This is a genomic window from Agromyces sp. NPDC055661 (genome assembly GCF_053618135.1).
This window is the reverse complement of sequence record NZ_JBSHHC010000001.1, coordinates 1,133,231-1,158,099: the sequence shown is the minus strand read 5'-3', so window position 1 is coordinate 1,158,099 and position 24,869 is coordinate 1,133,231. Positions and strand designations below refer to the sequence as shown.

Here is a 24,869-nt window from a genome sequence, read left to right as displayed (position 1 = left end):
GCGGGTCTGCTTTGATCGGAGCATGAGCACCGCATCGGCGACCCCTGCGCTCGCGCGCCGACGCGACTGCCTCGTCGCGGGCGTCGCGGGCGGGCTCGCCGACCACCTCGGATGGCCCGTCAGGGTCGTTCGCATCGCGTTCGCAGCGACCGCGCTCCTCGCCGGCGCGGGCGCGCTGCTCTACGCGTGGCTGTGGGCGTTCGCGCCGTGGGCGGAGGCATCCGGCCCCGACGACCGGGTCGAGCGACGCGCGCCGGTGGCGATCCTGGCGACGGCCGGCGCGCTCGGCGCAGCGGTCCTGGCCATCCTGCTCGCGATCCTCGACGACGGCCTGCCCGACGGCAGCGCGCCCGACTGGCTCGTGCCCGCGGTCCTGGCCGTGCTGCTCGCCGCAGGCGCCGGGGCCTGGGTGAGCTTCATCGACCGGCCCGATCCAGCGCGCGGCCGGCGCCTCGAGGTCGGGGTTCGCGCTGCGCTCACCGCGGCGCTCGCGCTGCTGGCGGTCGTGCTGGTGCTGGGACCTGCCGCGCGCGCGTGGCCGGTCGCCGCGGTGCTGGCCGCGTTCGGCGCTCTGCTCGGCATCGGGCTGGTGTACCTCCCCGCGCTCGTGAAGCTCTGGCGCGACCTCGAGGGCGAGCGCGTACGGCGCATCCGCGACGAGCAGCGCAGCGCGATGGCCGCGCACCTGCACGACTCGGTGCTGCAGACGCTCGCGCTGATCCAGAACCGGGCCGGCGCGTCGAGCGAGGCGGGGCGGCTCGCGCGCGCCCAGGAGCGCGAGCTGCGCAGCTGGCTGTACGAGGGCGATGCCCCGGCCGACAGCGACCTCGCGACCGACCTGCGGGACTTCGCGGCCGCCCTCGAGCTCGACTACGCGGTGCGGGTCGACGTGGTCGCCGTCGGCATGTCGGACGAGCGGGCGAGCGGCGAGCTCGCCGCGGCCGCGCGCGAGGCGATGTTCAACGCCGCCCGGCACGCGGGCGGTGAGGTGTCGGTGTACCTCGAGGGTTCGCCCGACGCGGTCGACGTGTACGTGCGCGACCGCGGACCCGGGTTCGACCCGGCGAAGGTCGCGCCGGGTCGGCTCGGCGTGCGCGAGTCGATCGTCGGGCGGATGCGGCGCGCAGGCGGCAGCGCCACCGCGCGACCCGGCGCGGGCGGCACGGGCACCGAGGTGCACCTGCGATTCGAGACGAGGGCGGAGCATGGCTGACACGCTCACCGTGGTCGTGGTCGACGACCACTCGATCTTCCGGTCGGGCCTGCGCGCCGACCTCGACCGTTCGATCGAGGTCGTGGGCGAGGCGGCGGACGTCCCGTCCGCGGTCGCGGTGATCGCCGAGACGCGTCCCGACGTGGTGCTGCTGGACGTGCACCTGCCCGGGGGCTCGGACGCCACGATCTCGGGCGGTGCCGAGGTGCTGCGGCGCGTGGCATCCGAGGTGCCGTCGACGCGGTTCCTCGCGCTGAGCGTCTCCGACAAGGCCGAGGACGTCGTCGGCGTCATCCGCGCGGGCGCCCGCGGCTACATCACGAAGGGCGCGTCGGGCGCCGAGGTGAGTCGCGCGGTGCAGGCCGTCGCCGGCGGCGACGCGGTGTTCTCGGCGCGCCTCGCGGGGTTCGTCCTCGACGCGTTCGGCGCTGCCGTAGGGGAGACGGCCGCGGCCGACGACGAGCTCGACCGGCTCTCGACGCGCGAGCAGGAGGTCATGCGGCTCATCGCACGCGGCTACGCCTACAAGGAGGTCGCGGCGACGCTGTTCATCTCGGCGAAGACCGTCGAGTCGCACGTGTCGAGCGTGCTGCGCAAGCTGCAGCTCTCGTCGCGGCACGAGCTCACCGCCTGGGCGACGGCCCGCCGCCTGCTCTGACCGGACGTCAGTCCATCGAGGCGGGAGCTGCGCCGGTGTACGCCGCGAACGTGGTGTCGGCCGCCGCGCGGGCGACGTCGGCGTCGGCGCCGAACGCGACGTGCGCGGACGCCCACCGGTCGGCGCTGCCGCGCATGAAGCCGATGCCCTCGTCGCTCACGAGCCACTCCTGCGCGTTGTCGGGCCGCACCTCGCCGGTCGAGAGGTGCTGCGCGAGGCCGAGCAGCGTCTGGTCCCAGCCGATGCCGGTGGCCGACGGGCCGAACTGCTCCCACATCTCGGCGCCGAGGTCGGCCGAGGGCGCGACGTGCTGGAGCTCGACCCGGGTGCGGCCCGCCTCGACCTCGGTGAGGCGCACGGTGACCCACGTGACGCCGCCGCCGTACTCCCAGGTGACGCCGTACGAGTTGGGCGCGTCGCACGACTCGACCGTGCCGCCGGCGTTCCCGACGAGCTGGTAGCGGCCGCCGAGCCGCAGGTCGCCGCTCACCGGCAGGAACCAGCGCGGGATGCGCTCGGCCGAGGTGAGGGCGTCCCACACGTCGTCGATGGGTGCGGCGTACGTCTGGGCGAGCGTCTGCACGAACGTGTCGGCGCCGTCGCGCGTGCCGGTGGTCAGGCCGCGGTCCACGGCGTCGAGCTGGGTGTCGATGTCCATCTCAGGTCTCCTTGTTCGAGGCGTTCGTCTGGGGTGCTGCCGAATCGGATGCCGCCGAGCCGGGTCGTGTCGGTCCGGCTGCGGCGATGCGTCGTGCACGTGCCGAGCGCGCGAGCTCCGTCCCGAGGGCGTCGAGCCGCGGGCGCCAGAAGCGCTCGAACGGCGTGAACCACTCGGCGGCCTCGGCGATCGGCTCGGGCTCGAGCGCGTACAGGCGCCGCGTGCCCTCGGAGCGCACCGACGCGAACCCCGACTCGCGCAGCACCTTCAGGTGCTGGGAGACCGCGGGCTGCGAGATGCCGAACTCGCGCTGCACGGCGCGCCCGACCTCGCCGGCGGCGAGTTCGCCGTCGGCCAGCAGTTCGACGATGCGTCGCCGCACCGGATCGCCGAGGATGTCGAGCGCGTGCACGGGACCTATTCTTCACTCGCAACTTATATAAGTCAACCCTGAATGAACGTCCCAACGCCGTCCGCGCGACACGTGAGAACCCTTCCGCGACTCCTGAAAACGAGGACACGACGACCTGTCGCTCGAACGTCCTTGTTTTCAGGAGTCGTGTGACCGGCATCCGTCGTGGTGTCGAGTCAGGCGGCGGATGCCTCGGCGCCCGCGTCGAGCGCGCCGGCGTCGTACACGACAGCGCCCGCCACCACCGTGCGCACCACGCGCGCCTCGAGCAGCACGTCGGCGCCCTCGGCGAACGGATCCCGGTCGAGCACCGCGAAGTCGGCGGCGAGTCCCGGCGCGATCCGACCGCGCTCGTGCTCCTCGAGGCAGCTCGCGGCGGCGTCGCGCGTGGCGTGCGCGAGGGCGTCGGCGAGGGGCAGTGCGTACTCGGGGTGGTTCGCCGGGAACGAGTCGTCGAGCGCCGATCGGCGCGTCGCCGCGATGTAGAGGTTCGGCAGCGCCTCGTGCGGAGCGGTCGGGGCATCCGTCGAGAACGCCAGCAGCGCGCCCGCCTCGGTGAACTCGGTCCAGGCGAAGCCGCGGTCGGCGCGCTCGTCGCCGAGCATCGCGGCCCAGTTCGCCCAGATCGCGGGGTCGGCGTGCACGGGCTGCATCGACGCGGTGACGCCGAGCGCGGCCATGCGGCCGGCCGTCTCGGGGGCGGCGTACTCGAGGTGCTCGATCCGGTGGCGCCGGGGGCGGTCGCCGTTCACGGCGTGCGCGTGCTCGAGCGCGTCGAGCGCGACGTCGCTCGCGAGATCGCCGATCGCGTGCATCGCGACCTGGAGGCCCGCGGCATCCGCTGCGGCCACGACCGGGCGCAGGCGCTCGAGCGGCCAGATCGGCTCGGCGTTCGAGCCGTCGGCGTACGGATGCCGCATCGCGGCCGTGCACGCGTCGATCACGCCGTCGAGCACGAGCTTGATGCCCGCGATCTTGAGCCAGGCGCGCTGCTGGCCCGCGAGCTCGATCGCGCGGGACACCTGCGCGAGGTTCTCGCCGTCGTCGCCCGTGTTGCCGATGAACCAGTGCGCCAGCACGCGGATCGGCAGCGTGCCGCCGCGCCGCTCCGCCGCGCGATCGAACGCCGCGAGCCCGAGCTCGTCGAAGGCCATGTCGACCACGCCGGTCACGCCGGTCGCGAGGTACGCGGCGATGGTGCGCTCGACGGCGGCGTCGCGATCTGCGTCGGTCGCGACCTCGGCGAGCAGCGTCCAGACGTGCTGCTGGGCGGCGGTCTCGAACAGCATGCCGTCGGGCTCGCCGTCGGCGTCGCGGCCGACGCGCCCGCCGATCGGGTCGGGGGTGTCGCGGTCGATGCCGAGCTCGCGCAGGGCGGCCGTGTTGACCCACACCGAGTGGTAGTCGTTCGCGTCGAGGTAGACGGGCACGTCGGCGACGACCTCGTCGAGCATCGCGGCGGTCGGGGCGCCGCCCGGCACGGAGTCGAAGAGCCAGCCGCGGCCGAGCAGCCGCGGGGCATCCGGGTCGGCGTCGCGGGCCGTGCGCAGCCGCTGCTGGATCTCGGCGAGCGTGCGCGCGTCGGTCAGTCCGACCTTGCCGAGTGCCTCGCCCATCATGACCAGGTGCGTGTGGGCGTCGATGAAGCCGGGGACGACGACGCGGCCCTCGAGGTCGACCGTCGCGGCATCCGTGCCGGCGAAGTCTGCGGCCTCGGCGTCGGACCCGACGAACGCGATGCGGCCGCCGTCGGTGACGATCGCCTGAGCCCATGCGGGCTCGTCGGCGGTGAACACGCGACCGCCGTGGTGCAGCACCCGGGTCATGCGGCGACCTCCTCGGCGACGGCGGACGCCGGTTCCTCGGTGCGCTGCAGTCGCGACGAGACGCGCGCGACGAGGAACGCGGGCACCGCGAGGACGAAGCTCGCGACGCCGAGCACGGTGACGAAGCCCTGGTAGCCGAACGACTCGACGAGCGCGGCGCCGATGACCGGCGTCAGCGCCGAGCCGACGAGGTACACCGCGAGCAGCGGGCCCGACCAGCGGCCGTCGGCGTCGAGTGCGGCGGCGGTGGCGACGAAGTAGAGGAAGGCGATGGCGTAGATGGTGTTCCACGCGATGAAGACGACGATGAACATCGTCGAGTCGTTGACGAAGCCCTCGGCGATCTTCAGGAGGCCGCCGGCCACGAGCAGGATCGCGAGCGGCACGGCGCGCCCGAGGCGGTTGCCGACGATCATCAGCAGGATGGCGCCGACGATGCCGCCGGCGGTCGCGCCGCTCAGCGCGATGCCGAGGCCCTCGGGCGTGAGGCCGGCCTGGTCGGCGCCCATGACGCCGGCCATCGCCCAGAGCGAGTCTTCGCTCGCCGCCCAGAGGGCGAACGTGACGAGCAGCACGAAGCCCGCGATCGTCTCGGCGCGGCGCGGGCGGCGGGCGACGGCGTCGGATGCCGCGGCGGCCGTGGGAACGGCCACGTGCTCGACGACCGGGGCGGTCGGCAGCCAGGCCGACGCGAACAGCACGAGCAGGGCGAACAGCGCCAGCGTGCCGAACACGCTGATCGGCACGAGCGGCAGGAGCGGGATGAGCGCGAGGATCACCGTCACGATCGCGCGGTTCGCGAGCCCGCTGAACCCGGCGACGCGGTCGGGGTTCACGAATGCCGCGAGCGCGGCGCCCGACGAGGAGACCGCACCGCCGGCGCCGATGCCGCCGATCAGGAGGCCGGCCACGACGACCGCGGGCGCCGCCACGAGCGCGGCCGCGCCGAAGCCCACCACGGCCAGCACGAGGCCGAGGCGCGCCACGAGCAGGCGGCGGGGGCCCGCGCTGAGCTTCGCCGTCGCGAGTCCGGTGACCGCGGTGAGCAGCAGTGCGCCGGTGACGATCCAGCTCGCCGCGAGCACGTCGGCGCCGAGGGCCGACTGCACGGCCGCGATCATGTACGGCGAGAGGTTCACGCCGAGGTAGCCGGCGATGCCGATCCCGAACGTGGCGACCGCGCTGGGCAGCCGCAGGGGGATCCTGGCGGATGGGAGGGAGTGGGACACGGGGGACCTCCGGGGTTCGGCACGACGATGTGCACGAGATAAACGAATGGTATTCGTTTATTATGCATACGTGAGGCCGATTCGGGAAGTGCGGATTTCGCGACCCGTAGGCTGACGACACATGCACGTGCACGAGGGAGGCGCCGATGCCGAGGCCGAGGACCCCGCTGCTGTCGACCGATCGCATCGCGGATGCCGCGATGGAACTGGTCGACGACGGTGCCCCGTTCGGCGTCAACGCCATCGCCCGACGACTCGGCGTGACGCCCTCGTCGCTCTACAACCACGTGCGAGGCCGCGACGAGATCGTCGAGCTCATGCGCGGGCGGCTCGGGGAGCGGTACCTCCCGCGGCCGATCGGCGGAACGTGGGACGAGGTGGTCGAGGGGAGCCTGCGCGCCCAGCGCCGGATGTACGCGGAGCATCCGTTCCTCATCCCGCTCATCGTGGAGCAGACCATCACCGACCCGACCGTCATCGCCTCGTACGACCACCTGGCGACCACGCTCGTCGCGGCCGGGTTCCCCGAGGACGACGTGCTCGACGTCGTCGCGATCATCGACGCCTTCTCGATCGGCATGGGCCTCGACCTCGCGTCGCCCGACGAGGTGTGGGCGCCCGAGACCCCGACCGAGACGCTCGGGCGGCTCGTGGCGGTCGGGCCTCGCGGCGCGGCGCGCAGCGATCGGGCGTTCGAGTCGGGCCTCGAGCTGCTGCTCGACGGACTCCGACTGCGGCTCGCCCGCTACGAGCTGGATTGAGTACTCGCGGGTTGAGGAGCGCACGGCGCACCTCAACCCGCGGTTCCGCGCTTCCCCGCGCGGCATCCGCCCGGCTACGGTGAGACCGTCGCGTCCGAGGGCGGGCGCGGGGACGGGGGAGTTCCACATGGCCGGATACGACGACATCATCGCCGACCTTCCGATCGGCGACATCGCCGCGAAGCTCGGGGTCGACGAGGCCACCGCGCGAAAGGCCGTCGACGACGCGCTTCCGGCGCTGCTCGCGGGCATGGGCGCGAACGCGACCGACCCGGCCGGTGCCGCCTCGCTCGAGCGCGCGGTCGTGCACCACGACCCGAAGCTCGTCGAGGGCGGCGTGAACCTCGCCGACGTCGACGAGGACGACGGTCGCAAGATCGTGAAGAACGTGTTCGGCACCAACACCGACCAGGTGGTGACGGCGCTCGACACCAAGGACGGCGGCGGCGGCAACCTCATCGGGAAGCTGCTGCCCATCCTCGCGCCGATCGTGATGGCGTGGCTCGCGAAGCAGTTCACGAAGAAGCAGGAACCCGCGGCATCCGGTGACGACGGCGCAGGCGCGGGCGGCGGCATCGGCGACATCCTGGGCGGCCTGCTCGGCGGCGGGGGTGGTGCCGGAGGTGCCGGTGGCTCGGGAGGCGGGCTGGGCGACGTGCTCGGCGGCCTCCTCGGCGGCGGCGGCTCCGGCGGCTCGGGCGGCGGGCTCGGCGACCTGCTCGGGGGCCTCCTGGGCGGCGGCAAGCGGTAGGGATCGCGCAGACCCCGCCGCATAGACTGTCGGGGTGCCAGTGAACCCAGAGCTGCAGGGGCGCGAGTTCCCGCCCGCCGAGCCCTACCTGGTCGGTCGCGAGAAGGTGCGCGAGTTCTCGCGCGCGGTCTTCGCGACCGATCCGATCAACCTCGACCCCGAGGCCGCGCGGGCCGCCGGCTACGACGACGTCGTCGCGCCGCCCACCTTCGCCGTCGTCGTGCAGGAGCAGACGCTCGCCCAGCTCCTGGCCGAGCCCGACGCGGGCATCGACTTCTCGCGCGTCGTGCACGGCGACCAGCGCTTCACGTTCACCCGCCCGATCGTCGCCGGCGACCTGCTCACCGCGACCCTGAGCGTGCCGAGCGTGAAGACGCTCGGCGGGCACTCGATCGTCACGGCCGAGACCTCGATCACGGATGCCTCCGGCGCCCACGTCGTGACCACGATCTCGGCGCTCGTCGTGCGCGGAGAGGACGACTGATGCCCGCCTTCGACGGCCTGACGGTCGGCGACATCGTCGCCGAGGCGTCGTTCCCGCTCACCCGCGACTCGCTCGTGCGCTACGCCGGCGCCTCCGGCGACTTCAACCCCATCCACTACCGCGACGACGTCGCCCGCTCGGTGGGCCTGCCGGGCGTGCTCGCCCACGGAATGCTCACCATGGGCTTCGCCGTGCAGCCGGTCGTCGACTGGGCCGGCGACCCCGGTCGCGTCGTCGACTACCAGGTGCGCTTCACGCGTCCCGTCGTCGTCGACCCCGAGCTCGGCGCCGTCGTGTCGGTGGTCGCGAAGGTCGGCCAGCTCGACGCCGAGGCGCGCGTGGCACGCGTCGACCTCACCGTGAAGGTCGGCGAGGAGACCGTGCTCGGCAAGGCGCAGGTGCGGGTCTCGCTCGGCTGATGGCTCGCGACATCCCGTTCTCCGAGCTCACCACGCTGCGCGTCGGCGGCCCGGCCGGCCGGCTCGTCACCGCGACGACGCAGCGCGACCTCGTCGACCTCGCGACCGAGGCGTGGGAGCACGGCGTGCCGTGGCTCGCGCTCGGCGGCGGCTCGAACCTGCTCGTCGGCGACGAGGGCTTCGACGGCACCGTGATCCGCGTCGCCACGAAGGGCATCGAGGTGCTCGGCCGGGGCGACGCAGCCGATCCGTCGCTGGTCGGCGACGCGGTCGCCGCCGACGGGGTGGCCTCCGTGCGCATCCGCGTGCAGGCCGGCGAGACCTGGGACGATGTCGTGGCCTGGGCCGTCCACGAGGGCTACTCGGGATTCGAGGCGCTCTCGGGCATCCCCGGCTCGGTCGGCGCCGCGCCCGTGCAGAACATCGGCGCCTACGGGCAGGAGCTCGAGTCGACGCTCGTCGCGGTGGAGTTCCTCGAGGAGGGCGCAGACGAGCCGCACCGCATGACCGCCGCGGACCTCGGACTCGGCTACCGCACGTCGGTGCTGAAGCGCGGCCTGCGCGGGATCGTCGTCTCGGCGGAGTTCGACCTGCACGACACGTCGGTCGAGCGGGCGGTGCTCGGCGAGCCGCTCGGCCAGCCGGTCGCCTACGCCCAGCTCGCCGACGCGCTGCACGTGAACCTCGGCGACCGCGTGCCGGTCGCGCGCGTGCGCGAGGCCGTGCTGCGCCTGCGCGCCTCGAAGGGCATGGTGCTCGACCCCGACGACCCCGACTCGGTGAGCGCCGGCTCGTTCTTCACGAACCCGATCGTCACGGAGCGCACCGCCCGCACCCTGCCGGGCGACGCGCCCCGCTGGTACCTCGACGACGAGTCGCCCGACCAGGTCACGCCGATCACGTCGGGCCTCGACGAGTCGCCGCTCGACCAGTTCCTCGCGCACCAGGCGTCGCTCGAGCCCGCCGAGTCCGAGGCGGATGCCGCGCCGGCCGAGCCGCTCGTCAAGCTCTCGGCCGCGTGGCTCATCGAGCGCTCGGGCATCCACCGCGGCTTCGCCCTCCCCGGTTCGCGCGCGGCGATCTCCTCGAAGCACACGCTCGCGCTGACGAACCGCGGCGGCGCCACCGCCGAGGAGGTCGCCCAGCTCGCCCGCTACGTGCAGAGCCGGGTCCAGGGGGAGTTCGGCATCCTGCTGCACCCCGAGCCGGTGCTCGTCGGTCTCCGCCTCTAGAGCGGCGTCCTGAGTCGGTCGATCAGCCCTGCTTCGCCGCGGACACGTCGACGCAGACGACTCCCGTGTTGCCGTCCTGGTCGGCGATCACCGTGAGCCCGGGCGCCTCGCTGTCGTCGACGACGGTCCCGCCAGCGGCGAGAGCGGCCGCGATCCGCTGCTCGGCCACCTCGGGCGCCACGTAGACCTCGAGGTGGAACCGCTGACGCGGGGTCGCCTGCTCGGCGCCGTGCTCGTCGTCATCCCCGAACCACAGGTTCGGCACCCGTCCCGTGGCGTCCCGGACCTCGTCGCTGGGGGAGCCGCGGCCCTGGGACTCGGCACTCCCGGTCAGGAGCGCGGCCCACACCGGGGCGATCGTCGCTGAGCGGGCCGTATCGAGGCCGAGCTCGATCTCGCTGACCGAGGTCGGGTCGGCGGTGAGCCCGTGGTCCGCGGCGATCCCGCTGATCCGTCGCGCGAGGTCGACGTCCTGCTGGGTCACCCACTCGACGACGTACTCGGTGCCCTCGTCGTCGCGGTAGATCGCGTCGTCGCTGACCAGCTCGAGGTCGACGTACCCGGTGCCGATCGACACCCGCGGGTGGTGGCCGATCGCGTCACCCGCCTCGCCGACCGCGACGACGAACCGTGCGCCGGCGGCGAAGTCGTCGACCAGGTACCGGGCGTGCAGCCCCTGGGCGAGCTTCCGCCAGTCGGTCAGGTCGGCTGCGGCGATCTGCGGGCCCCTCAGCATGTCCATAGTCGGGGAGTCTAGGCCTCGTGCGGCCGCGCCGGCAGCCGCGAATCCTGCCGCGCGCTCGACGGACGATAGACGTCGAGGGCCTGCGGCACGATCCGCAGCAGCGTGCGATAGCCCGAGCCCGCGTAGGCCGCCTGCGCCGCGGCGGGTGCTTCGAGCGCCACCTCGCCGTCGTGGGCGAACCCGGGCGGCTGTCCCTGCCTCGGCCGCACCACGACGTCCAGCGAGGCCGACGTGAACGCCTCGATGCGCTCGGGCAGGAGCCGGAGCCCGCGCAGCAGGCGACTCACCCGACGTCCGAACGCGAGCGACGCGGCGGCGCGCACGCGCGACCCTGCGTGCAGGATCCGCACGTCGAGCACGCCGCCGTCGAGGCTCCGGCGCTGGAGCGGCGCCGCGGTGCCCGGATCGTTCGCGCCCACGCCCGCGAAGAGCGTCCAGACCCGCGCCCGACGCCCGGCGACCACGACCTCCACGGGCTCCGACCGCCTCAGCACGCGGGCGGCCGCGATGAGGGCGGCGGGCCACTTGCCCCAGCGGTCGCGCAGCTCCTCGCGCACGGTCACGAAGTCGGGGTAGATGCCGACCGACGCGGTGTTCAGCACCGTGACCGGCGGCCGGTCGCCGAACGACAGCTCCGCGACATCCGCCCGCACGCCCTCGCCGCGCTGCAGCGCGCTCACGGCCAGCTCGGCGGATGCCGCGCCCGCCGTGCGCGCGAAGTGGTTGAACGTGCCGCCCGGCACCACGAGCAGCGGCAGCCCGGCGGCGCGGGCCTCGTGGGCCACCGCGGCGACCGTGCCGTCGCCGCCGCAGACCCCGAGGATGCGCGGCCGCCCGCGGCGGCGCCGGAGCGCCGCGCGCACGACCGCGCCGGGCTCCTCGTCGTCCTGCAGCACGTGCACCCGGGCGGCGGGGAGCCGCTCGGCGACGACGCGCAGCGGGTCGGCCCGCACGACTGCGGTGCCCGACGAGCGGTTCGCGACGAGGAACACGCCCTCGCCGTCGGGCGACGCGGGCAGCGCCCGGTCGACCCCGCTCGGCGGCTCCGGCACGGGATCGCCGCGCCGTGGCGCGACGAGCGCGCCGAGGCCGGCGACGCCGACGCCGATCGCCAGGCCGCCCACGACGTCCGACAGCCAGTGCGCGCCCGTGTGCAGGCGCGAGTAGCCGACCCCGAGCGCGAGCGGCGCGATCGCTGCGCCGATCACGGGCCGCTCGATCGCGACGCCCGCCGCGAAGGCCGCCGCGCTCGCCGAGTGGCCCGACGGGAACGACGGGGTGATCGGCGGCTTCGGAAGTCGCCGGGCGATCGGCACATCCGCGAGCAGCGGACGGTCGCCGCCGAACACCTCCTTCGCGATGAGGTTCGTGAGCGCGCTCGCCGCGAGCAGCGACAGCAGGCCGCGCGCGGCGGCGCGACGACGGCGGGTCACGGCGAGCACGCCCGCGAGCGTCCACCAGAGCACGCCGCGATCGGCGAAGCCGGTCAGGCGCGACCAGAACCGGTCGGCGAGCGGATGCGCGTGGCGCCGGTTCACGGCGCGGCCGGCCGCGGCATCCGCCCGGCGCACCCATCGGGGGAGGACCTTCGTGCGCTGGATGGCGACACGGACGCTCGATGATGCGGTCACGCGCACAGCGTAGGGCGGGCGTCGCCCGTCGTCACGGCGTTGCGGCGTGCGCGCGGCCACGCTATGCGCCGACCGGACGGCCGGCGCCGGTCAGAGGAGTCCGAGCTCCATCGCCCGGGTGACCGCGCGGGTGCGGTCGTTCACGCCGAGCTTCTCGAACGCGTGCAGCAGGTGCGTCTTCACCGTCGCCTCGCCGATGTAGAGCGCCTTCGCGATCTCGGGGTTCGAGCGTCCCTCGGCGACGAGCACGAGCACCTCGCGCTCCCGCGGCGAGAGCGCGGGCGGGGCGACGGATGCCGCGTCGGCCCGCACCCGCGAGACGAGCTTCGCCGCGATCGACGGCGCGAGCACCGTCTCGCCCGCGGCGACCGCGCGGATGCCCGCGAGGATCTCGGCCTGCGGCGCGGCCTTCAGCAGGTAGCCGCTCGCTCCCGCCTCGATCGCGGCGAGGATGTGGTCGTCGGTCTCGTACGTGGTGAGCACGAGCACGCGGGTGCCGCCGCCCGCCGCGACGATGCTGGCGGTCGCGCTCGCGCCGTCGACGCCGGGCATCCGCAGGTCCATGAGCACGAGGTCGGGGCGCTCGGATGCCGCGAGCGCCACCGCCTCGGCGCCGTCGGCCGCCTCGCCCACCACCTCGATGCCGGGCGCGGTCTCGAGCAGCCCGACGATGCCGGCGCGCACGATCGGGTGGTCGTCGGCGACGACGATGCGGATGGGGTCGGGGCCGTCCTGCGGCGCTCGAGGGGTCATGCGGCGCCTCCCGTCGAGCTCGCGGCATCCGCTCGGGGCACGACGACCCGCAGGCGGGTGCCGCCCGAGGCACCTGGCCCGAACTCGAACGTGCCGCCCGCGAGCGCCGCACGGTCGCGGATGCCCGCGAGGCCGAAGCCGTGCTCGCCGGGCTGCGCCTCGCCGGGGCCGACGCCGTCGTCGGTCACGGTGAGCACCACGTCGGCGTCGTCCGCCGTCACCGCGATGGTCGCCGTCGACGCACGGGCGTGCTTGCGCACGTTCGCGATGGCCTCCTGCGCCGAGCGCAGCAGCACGACCTCGAGTTCCCGGTCGAGTCCCGTGACCTCCGCTGACACCGACACGGCCACGCCGGTCTCGCGCTCGAACGAGACGGCCAGTCGACGCAGGGCCTCGGCGAGGCCCGCCTCGGCCTCGACGGGCGTCAACGACGCGACGAGTCCGCGCGCCTCGGTGAGCGCCTCGCGGGCCATCTGCTCCATGAGCTCGATGTCGCCGCGAGCGGATGCCGCGGCCTCGCCGTCGACGGCCTCGAGCCGGTTGCCCGCGCGCTGGGCCACCATCACCAGACCGGTGAGGCTCTGCGCGATGGTGTCGTGGATCTCGCGGGCGAGCCGCCCGCGCTCCTCGGTGACGCCGGCGTCGCGGTGCATCGCGGCGAGCTGGCCCTGCGCGGCCTGCAGGTCGTCGAGCAGGCGAGCGCGCTCCTCCCCGTACTGGGCGATGCGGGTGATCCAGAGGCCGAGCGCGATGCTGAAGCCGACCGTGAGCACGGCCACCCCGAGGCCCGTGAGGAGGCCCGCGGCGCCGGACCGCGCGACGTAGCCGACGACGATCGCGACGGCGACGAGGATGTTGGCCGTGATGGCGCTCCTCGTGCTCGGCGCCGTGGTCCACACGAACGGGTAGATGAAGGCCTGCACGATCGCGAACGCCGGCTCGAACGTGGTGCCGACCGCGAGGACGGCCGCGAAGAGGATCGCGACCACGAGGTACGGCCGCAGCTCGCCCACGGGGAGCAGTCGGCGGCCGCCGGCGAAGTACACGACGAGGAACGCGGCGGCGGCCGCCCACGCGCCCCACTCGCTGGGCCCGTAGGGCGGGTCGATGATCGTCAGCACGACGATGACGCTCGCGGCGACGATCGCCGCGAGGTCCCACCAGCGCGCGCTCAGCATGACGCCACCTTCTCACGAGCGGGACGGCGCCGGCAGCGCTTGGCTGCCGGCGCCCGTCCGGTCACGCGTCGCGCCGGATCCACCGGAACGTGATGCGGCTGACGATAAGCCCCACGACGAGCCAGGCCACCAGCACGATCGCGACGAGCCCGAGGTCCCACTCGCCGTTCTGCTCCATCACCTTGAAGTCGTCGGGCAGGAACACGGCGCGCATGCCCTGGGCCATCCACTTGAGCGGGAAGATGCTCGCGATGTTCTGCATCCACTCGGGCAGCTGCGAGAACTGCAGGTAGACGCCCGAGATGAACTGGAGGATCAGCACGATCGGGATGACGACCGCGGTGGCGCTCTTGCCGCTGCGCGGCAGCGCCGACAGTGCGATGCCGAGCAGCGCCGACGTGGTGATGCCGAGCACGAACACCCACGCGAACGTGAGCCACGCGTCGAGGGTCGTGGGCAGCGCGATGCCGAGCACGGTCGCCGCCACGAGCAGCAGCAGCCCGGCCTGCAGCGCGCCGGTCACGAAGACCTGGCCGATCTTGCCCATGAAGTACGAGACGGGCGACAGCGGCGTGCCGCCGAGCCGCTTCAGCGTGCCGTTGCTCTTCTCGCCGGCGATCTCGACGGCGAGGTTCTGCACCCCCGAGAGCAGCAGGCCCGCGGCGAGCATGCCCGGCAGGTAGTAGGCGCCGACCGAGACGCCCTCGGCGCCCGGGCCCGGCTGGATCTCGCCGGACGAGCTGAACGCAGCCGTGAAGATGCCGAGCATGATGACGGGGAACAGGAACGTGAAGAACACGGCGTCGGGCGAGCGGAAGTAGCTCCGCGTCTCATAGCCGATGCGCGATGCGCCGACCGTGGTCGTGCTCAAGGTCGTGCTCATGCGAGCGCCTCCTCGTGATCGTGGGCCTCGGCTCCGGCCGAGTGCACCAGTTGCAGGTAGATGTCCTCGAGGCTCGGTCGGATGACCTCGAGCCCCTCGGGTTCGCCGCCGAGCCGGGTGACGACGGATGCCACGAGCTCGGCCGGCCGGTCGGTGCGCACCTCGCGCAGCGCGCCGCCGGCCTCGCGCCACCGGACGATCGGGACGCGCGCCTCGGCGCCGCCGAGCTCGTCGATCGCGCCGACGTCGACGAGCCGGCCGTCTAGGATGACGCCCGCCCGGTCGCCGAGCTGTGCGGCCTCGTCGAGGTAGTGCGTCGTGAGCAGGATCGTCGTGCCCTCGGCCTTCAGCGCTCGGATGAGCTGCCAGAACTCGCGCCGCGCCTCGGGGTCGAAGCCGGTGGTCGGCTCGTCGAGGAACAGCAGCTCGGGGCGCCCGATGATGCCGAGCGCGACGTCGACGCGGCGGCGCTGGCCGCCCGAGAGCTTCGACACCCGCGTGCGCGCCTTCTCCTCGAGGCCGACCGCGGCGATGACCTCGTCGACGTCGAGCGGATCCGGGTAGAAGCCGGCGAAGTGCGCGAGCTGCTCACGCACGGTCGCGGTCCCTGGCTCGGTCGCCGACTGCAGCACGATGCCGATCCGCGCCTTCCACGCCAGGTTGCCGTGAGCCGGGTCCACGCCGAGCACGCTGACCTCGCCGCTGGAGCGGAGCCGGTAGCCCTCGAGGATCTCGACCGTGGTCGACTTGCCCGCGCCGTTCGGGCCGAGCAGGGCGAAGGTCTCGCCGTGCGCGATGTCGAGGTCGATGCCGTCGACGGCGGCGAGCCGCCCGTAGTCCTTGCGGAGTCCGCGGATGCGCACGGCGGCGTCCGCATCGCTCGGGATGGTGCCCGTACCGGGCGCTGAGATGTCCATGCCATCGACCCTGCCGGTTGCGGCTGCCGTGCGGCAGCGACCGTGCGGTCGATTTCCTCCTCCACCGATCGGTGGATGGCGTCAGTCGAGCTCGGCGAGCCGACGCTCGAGGAAGCGCCGCTCGGGCGCCGTGCGGGCGAGGGCGATCGCGTCGCGGTAGCGCGCGGCCGCGGCCTCCGTGCGCCCGAGCCGGCGCAGCAGGTCGGCCTGGGCGGCGGGCAGCAGGTGGTAGCCGTCGAGCCGGCCGGATGCCTCGAGCAGCGCGAGGTCGTCGAGCCCCTGTTCGGGCCCGAACGCCATGCCTCGCGCGATCGCCCGGTTGAGCGCGACGAAGGGCGAGTCGGCGAACCCCGCGAGGGCGTCGTATCGGTCGACGATCGCGGGCCAGTCGGTGTCGTCGGCCGTGCGGGCGCGCGCGTGCACGGCCTGGATCTCCGCCTGGAGGCGGTACGGGCCGGGCGAGTCGGCGCGGTCGGGGCCTCCGGCGTGGGCCAGCAGTTCGAGCCCCTCGGCGAGCTCGTCCGCGTCCCACGTCGAGCGATCCTGCTCGGGCAGCGGCACGAGCTCGCCGTCGGCGTCCACGCGCGCGGCCGACCTGGCGTGCTGGAGCAGCACGAGCGCGAGCAGGGCCCGGGCCTCGTCGGCGTCGGGGAGCAGCGCGACGACCATGCGCGTCAGGCGGATCGCCTCCGCGGTGAGGTCGAGGCGCTGGAGCTCGTCGCCGTGCGACGCGAGGTAGCCCTCGTTGGCCACGAGGTAGAGCACCGCGAGCACGCCGCCGAGGCGTTCGGGGAGCAGGTCGGCGGTCGGCACGCGATAGGGGATGCCGGTGTTCCGGATCCGGCGCTTCGCACGTACGATGCGCTGGGCCATCGTGGCCTCGGGCACGTGGAACGCGCGCGCGATCTCGCCCGTGTCGAGGCCTCCGACGGTGCGGAGGGTCAGCGCCACGCGGGCGTCCATCGCCAGTGCGGGGTGGGCGCAGGTGAAGACGAGCCGCAGCCGGTCGTCCCAGGCGGGCTGGTCGTCGGCGACGACGTCGGCGGGGTCGCGCGGGCCGTCGGCCCGGCCCGAGAACTCCTCCATCGCCATCCACTCCCTGACCTTCTCCGCCTCGACGCCACGGCGTCGCAGACGGTCGAGCGCGAGGTTGCGCGCTGCCGTCGTGAGCCACGCGCCGGCGTTCCGCGGGACGCCGTCCCGGGCCCACGTGGTCGCCGCGCGCTCGAATGCGCCCGACGCGGCCTCCTCCGCCACGTCCCAGTCGCCTGTCACGCGGATCAGCGTCGCGACGACGCGCGCCCACTCGCTGCGATACGCCTCGCGCAGCGCGCCCGCGACGCCGGGTGCGAGCGCGTCGCCCGCGCCCGCACCCGGCTCGTCCTCGCCCGTGGGCGTCAGCGGGACACTCCCTGGAGGGCCTCCGCCGCGGCGGGCTCGTGCCGGCGTGCCCACGCGTCGGCCTCGCTCTCGGCGCGGGCGACCTGGTCGCCGTGCACGTCGAACGGCCACGTCGGCCGCAGCTCGATCGCGCCACCTCGCGCCATCGGATGCTTCGCGGCGACCTCGATCGCCTCGGCCAGGTCCTGCACGTCGAGGAGGTCGAATCCTGCGACCCACTCCTTCGACTCCGCGAAGCCGCCGTCGGTCACGAGCACCTCGTCGTGACGCCGGCGCACGAACGTGGCATCCGACGGCGGTCGCAGCACCTCGCCGAACTGGCGGACGCCGCGGCCGTCCATCTCGCGCACCCACGCCTCGGGGTCGTCGTCGGTCGCGTCGGCGTCCCCGTCGGCGTCGCTTCGCTCGCCGGTGGGATCCACGACGACGAGCATGAGGTACCGGCGCCCTTGCGGCGCCCGTTCGGCGAACCCCTCGGGCACGATCCTCGCCCCGGGCTCGGCGCCGGGCCATTGCACGAACGGCCGGATCTCCACGCGCCCGAACGACGCCACCGGATGATTCGACGCGATCTCGATCGCCTCGTCCAAGTCGCGCACGTCGATGACGTCGAACCCGCCGATCGCCTCCTTGGCCTCGGAGAACGGCCCGTCGACGACGAGCACCTCGCCGCCGCGCACGCGGACGGTCGTCGCGTCGTGCCCGGGCCGCAGGCGTTCCCCGTACTCGGAGACCCCGCGCGCGACGACCTCGTCGACCCACTCGCCGACATTGTCGTCGGCGGGAACGTACGGCAGGGCGTCAGGGCCCTCGGCATAGAACAGTGCGTACTGCATGGCGGATTCCTCTCTCTCGGTCACGCTACGCAGGTACGACGAACGAGGGGAGGCCGAATCGACACTTCGATCCGGAGAATCGGCCCTTCGATCCGAAATCGTCAGTGCGGCAGCACGAGCGAGACGCCGAGCACGATCATGACGACCGCGATCACCGCGTCGAGCACGCGCCAGGCGCGCGGGCTGGCGAGCACGCCGCCGAGGAGCCGCGCGCCGTAGGCCAGCCCGAAGAACCAGGCGATGCTCGCGAGGCCGGCGCCCGCCGCGAACGCCCAGCGACCGTCGCCGTGCGTGTTCGCGACCGAGCCGAGCAGGAACACCGTGTCGAGGTACACGTGCGGGTTGAGCCACGTGAGCGCGAGGCAGGTGAGCACGGCCGCGAGCAGTCCCGAGCGTGCGGTCGCCGTGCGGGTCACGGTCGCCGTCGCGGTGCCGGATGCCGCGAGCCCACCGGGTGCCGCGAGCCCACCGGATGCCCCCGGGTCGTCGGATGCCGCGGGTGTCCCGGCCCCGGCATCCGACCGCCCCGGGGCATCCGCACCCCCGCTCGCGTCGAGTGCGACCCCGCTCGGACGGATCGCCCGTCGCGCGGCGAGCAGCCCGTAGGCCACGAGGAACGCCGCCCCCGCCCACCGGATCACGTCGACCAGCCACGGCACGGCCTGCATCACGGCGCCGACGCCCGAGACGCCGACCACGATGAGCGCGAGGTCGGAGAGGGCGCAGATCGCGGCGACCGCGAGCACGTGCTGGCGACGGATGCCCTGCCGCAGCACGAAGAGGTTCTGCGCGCCGATGGCGACGATGAGCGACAGGCCGAGGCCGATGCCGGCGAGCAGGGGGGTGAGCATGCGTTCGAGGCTACGGCGGCCGCGGTCGGCAATCCAGCTCATGATTCTTCATCGGCATTAGCATTGCTTCAGATGGAGATCCCACTCGACCTCGCGCGCACGCTCGCCGCCGTCATCGACGAGGGCACGTTCGACGCGGCGGCGAAGCGGCTCCGGATCACGCCGTCCGCCGTGTCCCAGCGCGTGAAGAGCCTCGAGCAGCAGCTCGGTCGCGTGCTCGTGGTGCGCTCCAAGCCGGCCCGCCCCACGGAGGCCGGCGCGCCCATCGTGCGGCTCGCCCGCCAGCTCGCGCTGCTCGAGCACGACGCGCTCGCCGCGTTCGGCGACGACGCCGCGCCCGACCGGCCCGTCTCGGTGCCGCTCGCCGTCAACGCGGACTCGCTCGCCACGTGGTTCCTCCCGGCGCTGGCACGCGTGGTGCAGCGGCATCCGGTGGTCTTCGACCTGCACCGCGACGACCAGGACTTCACGGCCGGACTGCTCGAATCGGGCACCGTCATGGCCGCCGTCACCTCGCAGGCCGAGCCGGTCGCGGGGTGCGTCGTGCGGCCGCTGGGCATCATGCGCTACCGCGCGGTCGCCACGCCGGGCTACGTCGCCCGATGGCTCCCGGGCGGTGCGACGCGGGAGGCGATCCAGGCAGCGCCGCGCGTCGACTTCGACCGGCGCGACGACCTGCAGTCCGCCTGGCTCGAGGAGCTCGGGGTGGATGCCGCGCGCTCGCCCCGGCATTACGTGCCCGCGTCGAACGACTTCGCCGAGGCCGTCAAGCTCGGCCTCGGCTGGGGTCTGCTGCCCGGGTTCCAGTGCGACGACGAGCTCGACCGCGGAGCGCTCGTGCCGCTCGGCGGGCCGCCGCTCGACGTGCCGCACCACTGGCAGCAGTGGAACCTCCGCTCGCCCCTCCTCGACGCGATCGCCGAGGAGGTCGTGGCCGAGTCCCGGCGCGCGCTCGTCGCCGGCCGGTAGCGCGTCGGGCCGCCCGAATCAAGTCCCTTGTCGGGTCGGCCGAGCCCGCGTTGAGTGGAATGCAGGCGGCGATCCCGCCGGGAAAGGAGCCCATCATGGGCGTTGACGACCGTATGGAGAACACTGGCGAAGACCTGAAGGGCAAGGTCAAGGAGGCCGCCGGAAAGGTCACGGACAACGAGCGCCTCGAGGCCGAGGGCAAGATGGACCAGGCCAAGGCGGACATGAAGAACACGGTCGAAGACGTGAAGGACGCCTTCCGCGACGACGACCGCTGAGTCATCGACGATGACGGGCCGCCGGGGATGATCCCGGCGGCCCGCCGTGTGTCAGGAGCCGATCAGGCGAACAGCTTCTGGAGGCGCTGCACGCCTTCGAGGAGCGGCGCGTCGCCCAGCGCGTAGCTGAAGCGCAGGAAGCCGCTGGGGCCGAAGGCCTCGCCCGGGACGGCCGCGACCTCGGCCTGCTCGAGCATGAGGTCGGCGAGCTCGAGCGACGTGGTGGGCGTGTCGCCGCCCCACTCGCGGCCGAGCAGTCCCGTGACGTCGGGGTAGACGTAGAACGCGCCCTGCGGCACCGGCACGTGCACGCCCTCGATCTTCGAGAGCTCCGCCACGATCGTGCGGCGACGGCGGTCGAACGCGCGGCGCATCTCCTCGACCGCGTCCTGTGGGCCGGTGAGGGCGGCGATGGCCGCGCGCTGCGAGATGTTCGAGACGTTCGACGACAGGTGCGACTGCAGGTTGGCGGCGCCCTTGATCACGTCCGAGGGGCCGACCATCCAGCCGAGGCGCCAGCCGGTCATCGCATAGGTCTTCGCGACGCCGTTGACGAGGATCGTCTGGTTCGCGAGCTCGGGCACCGCCTCGACGACCGAGACTGCGCGCGGGGGCACGCCGTCGGGGTCGTCGGCGTAGGTGAGGTTCTGGTAGATCTCGTCGGCCACGATCCAGATGCCGTGCTCGAGCGCCCATTCGCCGATCTCGCGCACCTGGTCGGCGGAGTACACCGCGCCGGTCGGGTTCGAGGGCGAGACGAAGAGCAGCACCTTCGTGCGGTCGGTGCGTGCGGCCTCGAGCTGGTCGACCGTGACGAGGTAGCCCTGGTCGGCGCCCGCGAACACGTCGACCTGGCGGCCGCCCGCGAGCTTGATCGCCTCGGGATACGTCGTCCAGTACGGCGTCGGCACGAGCACCTCGTCGCCGTCGTCGAGCAGCACCTGGAAGGCCTGGTACACGGCCTGCTTGCCGCCGTTGGTGACGACGACCTGGCCGGCGCCGACCTCGAGGCCCGAGTCGCGCAGCGTCTTCTGCGCGATCGCCTCGCGCAGGTCGGGCAGGCCGGCGGCGGGCGTGTAGCGGTGGTTGCGCGGGTCGCGCACGGCGGCGAGGGCCGCCTCGACGATGTGCTCGGGCGTCGGGAAGTCGGGCTCGCCCGCGGCGTACGAGATGACCGGCCGACCCTCGGCCTGGAGGGCCTTCGCCTTCGCATCGACCTTCAGCGTGGCGGACTCGGCGATGGCGGCGATTCGGGCGGAGAGGCGGGCGTGTTCGGTCACCCTCACAGCCTAGGGCGAGCGGATGCCGCATGGCGGATCGATCCTCGACTGGGACATCTGTCCCACTTCTGCTACGCTGCGCCGAGTGATGACGCGCCCCCGACGAGCCCTGCGCGCCGGGGCCGCGATCCTGGTCCTGCTCGCCCTCGGGGTGGGCATCGCCGTCGTGCTCACCGATGCGCTCGGCATCCGATCGGAGCCGTCCGACGTCCCCGCCGAGACGCTCGTGGCCGCGCCCGAGGCGCCCGTCGCGGTACCGCCGGCGTTCACGGCGGTGACGGCGCCCGACTCCATGCGCGTGGGGATGGCGGTCGAGGAGCTGCAGGACGCGGTCGCCGATGCGGGCGCCACCGACGGCACGGCGACACTCGACGTGGTCGTCGAGGGGAGCGGCGCGGCCGCGGCATCCGATGCCGACGACACGTACCGGCTCGAGGGGACGCCCGAGGCGCTGCGCGTGGTCGCGGCCACCGAGGCCGGGGCCGCCCTGGGGGTCTACGACCTCGCCGCGGCGGTGCGCGACGGCCGGCCCGTCGACGAGCGCCTCGGCGACGTCGTCGAGTCCGAGCTGGGCTTCCGCATGGTCGACCTCGGCGCCGTGGGCGTGACCGTCGACGAGTCGGAGTGGGCGGCGGGCGACGACTACTCGCACAACTCCAAGGCGTTCGCCGATGTGATCCTGCCCGAGGCGCCGTACATCGACGAGGCGGCGCTCGAGGTCGCTCGCGCCGACTTCGAGACGTACGTGCGCCACGCGCTCGCCGAGGGCTACAACGCGATCGCGATCCCGGGGTTCATCGAGTACCTCACGTTCTCGGAGGTCGGCGACGGCGACGACGTGTACGGTTCCGGCGACGACCACGTCGCCCGCGCGCTGGCCATGCGGGAGGCGTTCGGGCCGATGTGGGAGTTCGCGCACGACGCGGGCCTGCGCGTCTACTTCCGCACCGACATGCTCACGCTGACGACGCCGCTCGAGGCGTACCTCACCGACCGCTTCGGCGGGCTCGCGACCGAGGATCCCGCGTTCTGGGACGTCTACTCGGCCGGACTCGACGAGCTCTACGCCGAGATGCCGTACGTCGACGGCCTGCTGGTGCGCATCGGCGAGGCTGGCCGTGTCTACGACCTGCCCGGCTGGGACTACTACTCCGAGCTCGCGGTCACGACGGTCGACTCGGTGCGTGCGATGCTCACGGCGTTCACCGAGCAGGCGGAGCGGGCCGACCGCGAAGTGATCTTCCGCACGTGGAGCGTGGGCGTCGGCGCCGTCGGCGACATGCACACGAACGACGACTCCTACGCGGCCGTGCTCGACGGCGTCACCTCGGACCGCCTGATCGTGTCGACGAAGTACACGCTCGGCGACTTCTACAGCCACCTGCCGCTCAACCACACGCTCGAGGTGGGCGACCACCGCCGCATCGTCGAGTTCCAGAGCCGTCGCGAGTTCGAGAACTTCGGCGCGTTCCCCAACGACCTCGGCGTGCTCTACCAGGAGGCGCTGCAGCGCTTCATCGCCACGAACCCGAACGTGGAGGGCATCTGGACCTGGACGCAGGACGGCGGCCCGTGGCGTGCCGGTCCGCTCTCGCTCGAGCTGAAGGCCGGCTTCTGGCAGCTCTACGAGCTCAACACGGAGCTCGCCGTGCGGCTCGCGCGGGATCCCGGCGCCGACCCGGCGCAGCTCACCGCGGACTGGGCGCGGCGCTGGTTCTCCGACGACCCGGCCACCGTGCAGGCGATCGGCGAGGCGATGGCGCAGTCGCGCGAGGCGATCACCGAGGGCCTGTACATCGGCCCGTTCGCCGATCGCCGCGTCTTCGCGATCGGGCTCGAGCCGCCGCCCATGATGTGGATCTTCGAATGGGACATCCTCACGGGCGACAGCGCCGTGCTCGACGTCATCTACGACGTCAGCCGCGACGAGCTCGACGAGGCCATCGCGGGTGGCGACCGGGCGAGCGCGGCCGTCGAGCGCATGCACGAGGCGGTGGCCGCGACGGATGCCGCGACGTGGCGTGATCCGGCCCTGCGCACGGCATTCCTCGACACGCTCGACTACCAGGCGTCGACCTACGCGATGCTCGGCGACTACCGCGAGATGTTCCTGCGCCAGGCGCAGTGGCACGACACCGGCGAGCAGGCGGCCTACGAGCAGTGGGATGCCGCGCGGCGAGCGTTCGAGGCATCCGCCGCCGCGCACGAGGCGGCCTACGCGGGCGACCCGTACTACCCCGCCTACAACCTCACCGCGGCGCAGCTCGGCGTGGACCGCGCCGAGCGCGACCTGCCGATGGCGTGGGCGGCCCGCATCGCGCTCGTGCTCGTCGCGATCTGGCTCGCCTACGGGATCGCCGCCGGCGCCGCGCGAGCCGGCTGGCCCGGTGCCCGCGCCGCACGCGCGCTGTGGGTCGCGGCCACCCGTCCATGGCGGGCCGCCGAGGTGACGGCGGGACTCGGCCGGCTCGACCGGGGGCTCCTCATCGTCGTTCCCGCGATCGCGCTCGTCGCGAGTCGGGGCATCCAGACCTGGTTCCTCGCGCCATCGCACCTGATGGTCACGCTCGGCGCGTGGGTGGTGTTCCTGCTGGTGCTGCTGCTCGCGATCCGACGGCGGCCGGCGGCGCCGGTCATCGCCGCCGTCGGCGGCGCGGCGATGCTGCGCGTGCTGCTCCTGCTTGTGGTGCTCGCGCCGACGGGCCCCGGCGGCTACTGGTTCCACTTCTGGACCGACCCGCTCGCGCGCTCGGCCTACGTCACCCTCGCGTTCGCCGCGTTCGGCTGGGTCGTCGTGGCCGGTGCGTGGGCGCTCGCCGGACAGGTCGGCGCGCGCCGTGCGACCGGCGCGGTGGTCGCGGCGGTCGGCGCCGTGCTCGCCGTCGTCGGCACGCTCATCGGCGCCATCGGCCTCGAGGCGGCGCTCACGCTCTGGAACGACGAGATGGCACTGCTGCCGTGGGGCCTCTCGCGCATCCTCGGCATCAGCGTCTACCTCGACATCCCCGCCGACACCGCATGGTGGGCCGCGGCGGCCGGCGGGGTGCTCGTCGTGATCGGTGCGCTCCTCGCGCTGCCGGGACGGCGCCGGACGCTCAGTCCGTCCGCGCCGCCATCTCGCGTCCGTGCACGATGATCGCGTAGATCACGAGCACGTCGAGCGCGATCACGATGATCGACAGCCACGGCTGCGTCGGCAGCAGGAACAGCTGGCTGACGCCGCTGATGGAGACGAGGATCACCGCCACCACGCGCGCCCAGGTCGCGCCGCGGAAGAGCCCCGCGGCGCCGATGATGAGCGCGATGCCGATGATGAGGTGCCACCAGCCCCACCCCTGCACGTCGAAGAGCAGCAGCGCGCCCTCGGTCCTCACGAAGTAGGCGCTGCCCGGCGCGAAGATCGCCGCGAGCCCGTGCAGGGCGTCGAAGACGCCGGCGATGAGCATGACGATCGCGGCGAACCAGACCCAGCCGACCCACTTGGTCACGGTGTTGTCACTCATG

The 24,869-nt window shown here is 73.5% G+C and carries 25 protein-coding genes; 10 read left to right on the top strand and 15 right to left on the bottom strand.

Translation table 11 applies throughout. The features are described from left to right. Window positions 1–22 precede the first annotated feature (22 nt). Complete coding sequence (locus ACWGO8_RS05305) at window positions 23–1,213, top strand: PspC domain-containing protein (protein WP_452042066.1); 1,191 nt, start codon at window positions 23–25, stop codon at window positions 1,211–1,213. Continuing rightward, a complete protein-coding gene (locus tag ACWGO8_RS05300) occupies window positions 1,206–1,871 on the top strand; it encodes a LuxR C-terminal-related transcriptional regulator (protein WP_452042065.1) in 666 nt (221 codons plus the stop codon). Before ACWGO8_RS05305 ends, ACWGO8_RS05300 begins: the two co-directional genes overlap by 8 nt. Before the next feature lie 7 nt (window positions 1,872–1,878). On the opposite strand, the gene ACWGO8_RS05295 is transcribed toward ACWGO8_RS05300, so the two are convergent. The 4 genes from ACWGO8_RS05295 to ACWGO8_RS05280 form a co-directional block, all read right to left on the bottom strand. After that, the gene (locus tag ACWGO8_RS05295; protein WP_452042064.1) at window positions 1,879–2,529 is read right to left on the bottom strand and encodes an SRPBCC family protein; all 651 of its coding nucleotides are present in this window, start codon (window positions 2,527–2,529) and stop codon (window positions 1,879–1,881) included. 1 nt (window position 2,530) lies between these two features. Continuing rightward, window positions 2,531–2,941: an ArsR/SmtB family transcription factor gene (locus ACWGO8_RS05290; protein ID WP_452042063.1), complete on the bottom strand. Its 411-nt coding sequence runs from the start codon at window positions 2,939–2,941 to the stop codon at window positions 2,531–2,533. A gap of 176 nt (window positions 2,942–3,117) precedes the next feature. After that, entirely contained in the window at window positions 3,118–4,767 is a 1,650-nt protein-coding gene (locus ACWGO8_RS05285; RefSeq protein ID WP_452042062.1) for an amidohydrolase, read from the bottom strand. Further along, entirely contained in the window at window positions 4,764–5,996 is a 1,233-nt protein-coding gene (locus ACWGO8_RS05280) for an MFS transporter (protein WP_452042061.1), read from the bottom strand. Before ACWGO8_RS05280 ends, ACWGO8_RS05285 begins: the two co-directional genes overlap by 4 nt. Before the next feature lie 146 nt (window positions 5,997–6,142). Between ACWGO8_RS05280 and ACWGO8_RS05275 the strand changes: the two genes are divergently transcribed. From ACWGO8_RS05275 to ACWGO8_RS05255, 5 genes are all read left to right on the top strand, one after another. Then, window positions 6,143–6,757 carry a TetR/AcrR family transcriptional regulator gene (locus tag ACWGO8_RS05275; RefSeq protein WP_452042060.1) on the top strand — a complete coding sequence of 205 codons (615 nt, stop codon included), beginning with the start codon at window positions 6,143–6,145 and terminating at the stop codon, window positions 6,755–6,757. 127 nt (window positions 6,758–6,884) lie between these two features. Next, the gene (locus ACWGO8_RS05270) at window positions 6,885–7,508 is read left to right on the top strand and encodes a DUF937 domain-containing protein (RefSeq protein WP_452042059.1); all 624 of its coding nucleotides are present in this window, start codon (window positions 6,885–6,887) and stop codon (window positions 7,506–7,508) included. 34 nt (window positions 7,509–7,542) lie between these two features. After that, window positions 7,543–7,992 carry an FAS1-like dehydratase domain-containing protein gene (locus tag ACWGO8_RS05265; RefSeq protein ID WP_452042058.1) on the top strand — a complete coding sequence of 150 codons (450 nt, stop codon included), beginning with the start codon at window positions 7,543–7,545 and terminating at the stop codon, window positions 7,990–7,992. Next, entirely contained in the window at window positions 7,992–8,411 is a 420-nt protein-coding gene (locus tag ACWGO8_RS05260) for a MaoC family dehydratase (protein ID WP_452042057.1), read from the top strand. The genes ACWGO8_RS05265 and ACWGO8_RS05260 overlap by 1 nt, the downstream gene beginning before the upstream one ends. Beyond that, entirely contained in the window at window positions 8,411–9,643 is a 1,233-nt protein-coding gene (locus ACWGO8_RS05255) for a UDP-N-acetylmuramate dehydrogenase (protein WP_452042056.1), read from the top strand. Before ACWGO8_RS05260 ends, ACWGO8_RS05255 begins: the two co-directional genes overlap by 1 nt. A gap of 22 nt (window positions 9,644–9,665) precedes the next feature. Here the strand turns inward: ACWGO8_RS05255 and ACWGO8_RS05250 are convergent, their stop codons facing one another. The 9 genes from ACWGO8_RS05250 to ACWGO8_RS05210 form a co-directional block, all read right to left on the bottom strand. Further along, window positions 9,666–10,385: a VOC family protein gene (locus tag ACWGO8_RS05250; protein ID WP_452042055.1), complete on the bottom strand. Its 720-nt coding sequence runs from the start codon at window positions 10,383–10,385 to the stop codon at window positions 9,666–9,668. Between the two features lie 11 nt (window positions 10,386–10,396). Continuing rightward, window positions 10,397–12,019, bottom strand: coding sequence for a phosphatase PAP2 family protein (locus tag ACWGO8_RS05245; RefSeq protein ID WP_452042054.1), 1,623 nt, complete (start codon window positions 12,017–12,019; stop codon window positions 10,397–10,399). A 90-nt stretch (window positions 12,020–12,109) separates the two neighbouring features. Beyond that, window positions 12,110–12,772, bottom strand: a complete 663-nt coding sequence (locus tag ACWGO8_RS05240) for a response regulator (RefSeq protein ID WP_452042053.1) — start codon at window positions 12,770–12,772, stop codon at window positions 12,110–12,112. Continuing rightward, window positions 12,769–13,950: a sensor histidine kinase gene (locus ACWGO8_RS05235; RefSeq protein ID WP_452042052.1), complete on the bottom strand. Its 1,182-nt coding sequence runs from the start codon at window positions 13,948–13,950 to the stop codon at window positions 12,769–12,771. Before ACWGO8_RS05235 ends, ACWGO8_RS05240 begins: the two co-directional genes overlap by 4 nt. A 61-nt stretch (window positions 13,951–14,011) precedes the next feature. Next, window positions 14,012–14,833, bottom strand: a complete 822-nt coding sequence (locus ACWGO8_RS05230) for an ABC transporter permease (protein ID WP_452042051.1) — start codon at window positions 14,831–14,833, stop codon at window positions 14,012–14,014. Further along, entirely contained in the window at window positions 14,830–15,750 is a 921-nt protein-coding gene (locus ACWGO8_RS05225; RefSeq protein ID WP_452042050.1) for an ABC transporter ATP-binding protein, read from the bottom strand. Before ACWGO8_RS05225 ends, ACWGO8_RS05230 begins: the two co-directional genes overlap by 4 nt. An 81-nt stretch (window positions 15,751–15,831) precedes the next feature. Beyond that, window positions 15,832–17,205 (bottom strand): RNA polymerase sigma factor, encoded by a 1,374-nt coding sequence (locus tag ACWGO8_RS05220; RefSeq protein ID WP_452042049.1) that lies wholly within the window; start codon window positions 17,203–17,205, stop codon window positions 15,832–15,834. After that, a complete protein-coding gene (locus ACWGO8_RS05215; protein ID WP_452042048.1) occupies window positions 17,148–17,987 on the bottom strand; it encodes a YciI family protein in 840 nt (279 codons plus the stop codon). Before ACWGO8_RS05215 ends, ACWGO8_RS05220 begins: the two co-directional genes overlap by 58 nt. 101 nt (window positions 17,988–18,088) lie before the next feature. After that, on the bottom strand, window positions 18,089–18,838 hold the full coding sequence (locus tag ACWGO8_RS05210; RefSeq protein ID WP_452042047.1) for a LysE/ArgO family amino acid transporter: 750 nt from the start codon (window positions 18,836–18,838) through the stop codon (window positions 18,089–18,091). A gap of 72 nt (window positions 18,839–18,910) precedes the next feature. Between ACWGO8_RS05210 and ACWGO8_RS05205 the strand changes: the two genes are divergently transcribed. After that, window positions 18,911–19,807 carry a LysR family transcriptional regulator ArgP gene (locus ACWGO8_RS05205; RefSeq protein ID WP_452042046.1) on the top strand — a complete coding sequence of 299 codons (897 nt, stop codon included), beginning with the start codon at window positions 18,911–18,913 and terminating at the stop codon, window positions 19,805–19,807. 95 nt (window positions 19,808–19,902) lie between these two features. After that, window positions 19,903–20,085, top strand: a complete 183-nt coding sequence (locus tag ACWGO8_RS05200; RefSeq protein WP_376955822.1) for a CsbD family protein — start codon at window positions 19,903–19,905, stop codon at window positions 20,083–20,085. A 62-nt stretch (window positions 20,086–20,147) separates the two neighbouring features. On the opposite strand, the gene ACWGO8_RS05195 is transcribed toward ACWGO8_RS05200, so the two are convergent. Continuing rightward, window positions 20,148–21,365, bottom strand: a complete 1,218-nt coding sequence (locus ACWGO8_RS05195) for a pyridoxal phosphate-dependent aminotransferase (RefSeq protein ID WP_452042045.1) — start codon at window positions 21,363–21,365, stop codon at window positions 20,148–20,150. 88 nt (window positions 21,366–21,453) lie between these two features. Between ACWGO8_RS05195 and ACWGO8_RS05190 the strand changes: the two genes are divergently transcribed. Further along, window positions 21,454–24,501 carry a hypothetical protein gene (locus ACWGO8_RS05190; RefSeq protein ID WP_452043521.1) on the top strand — a complete coding sequence of 1,016 codons (3,048 nt, stop codon included), beginning with the start codon at window positions 21,454–21,456 and terminating at the stop codon, window positions 24,499–24,501. Here ACWGO8_RS05190 and ACWGO8_RS05185 read toward each other — a convergent pair. Beyond that, entirely contained in the window at window positions 24,461–24,868 is a 408-nt protein-coding gene (locus tag ACWGO8_RS05185; RefSeq protein ID WP_452042044.1) for a DUF7144 family membrane protein, read from the bottom strand. The genes ACWGO8_RS05190 and ACWGO8_RS05185 overlap by 41 nt on opposite strands. Window position 24,869 lies beyond the last annotated feature (1 nt).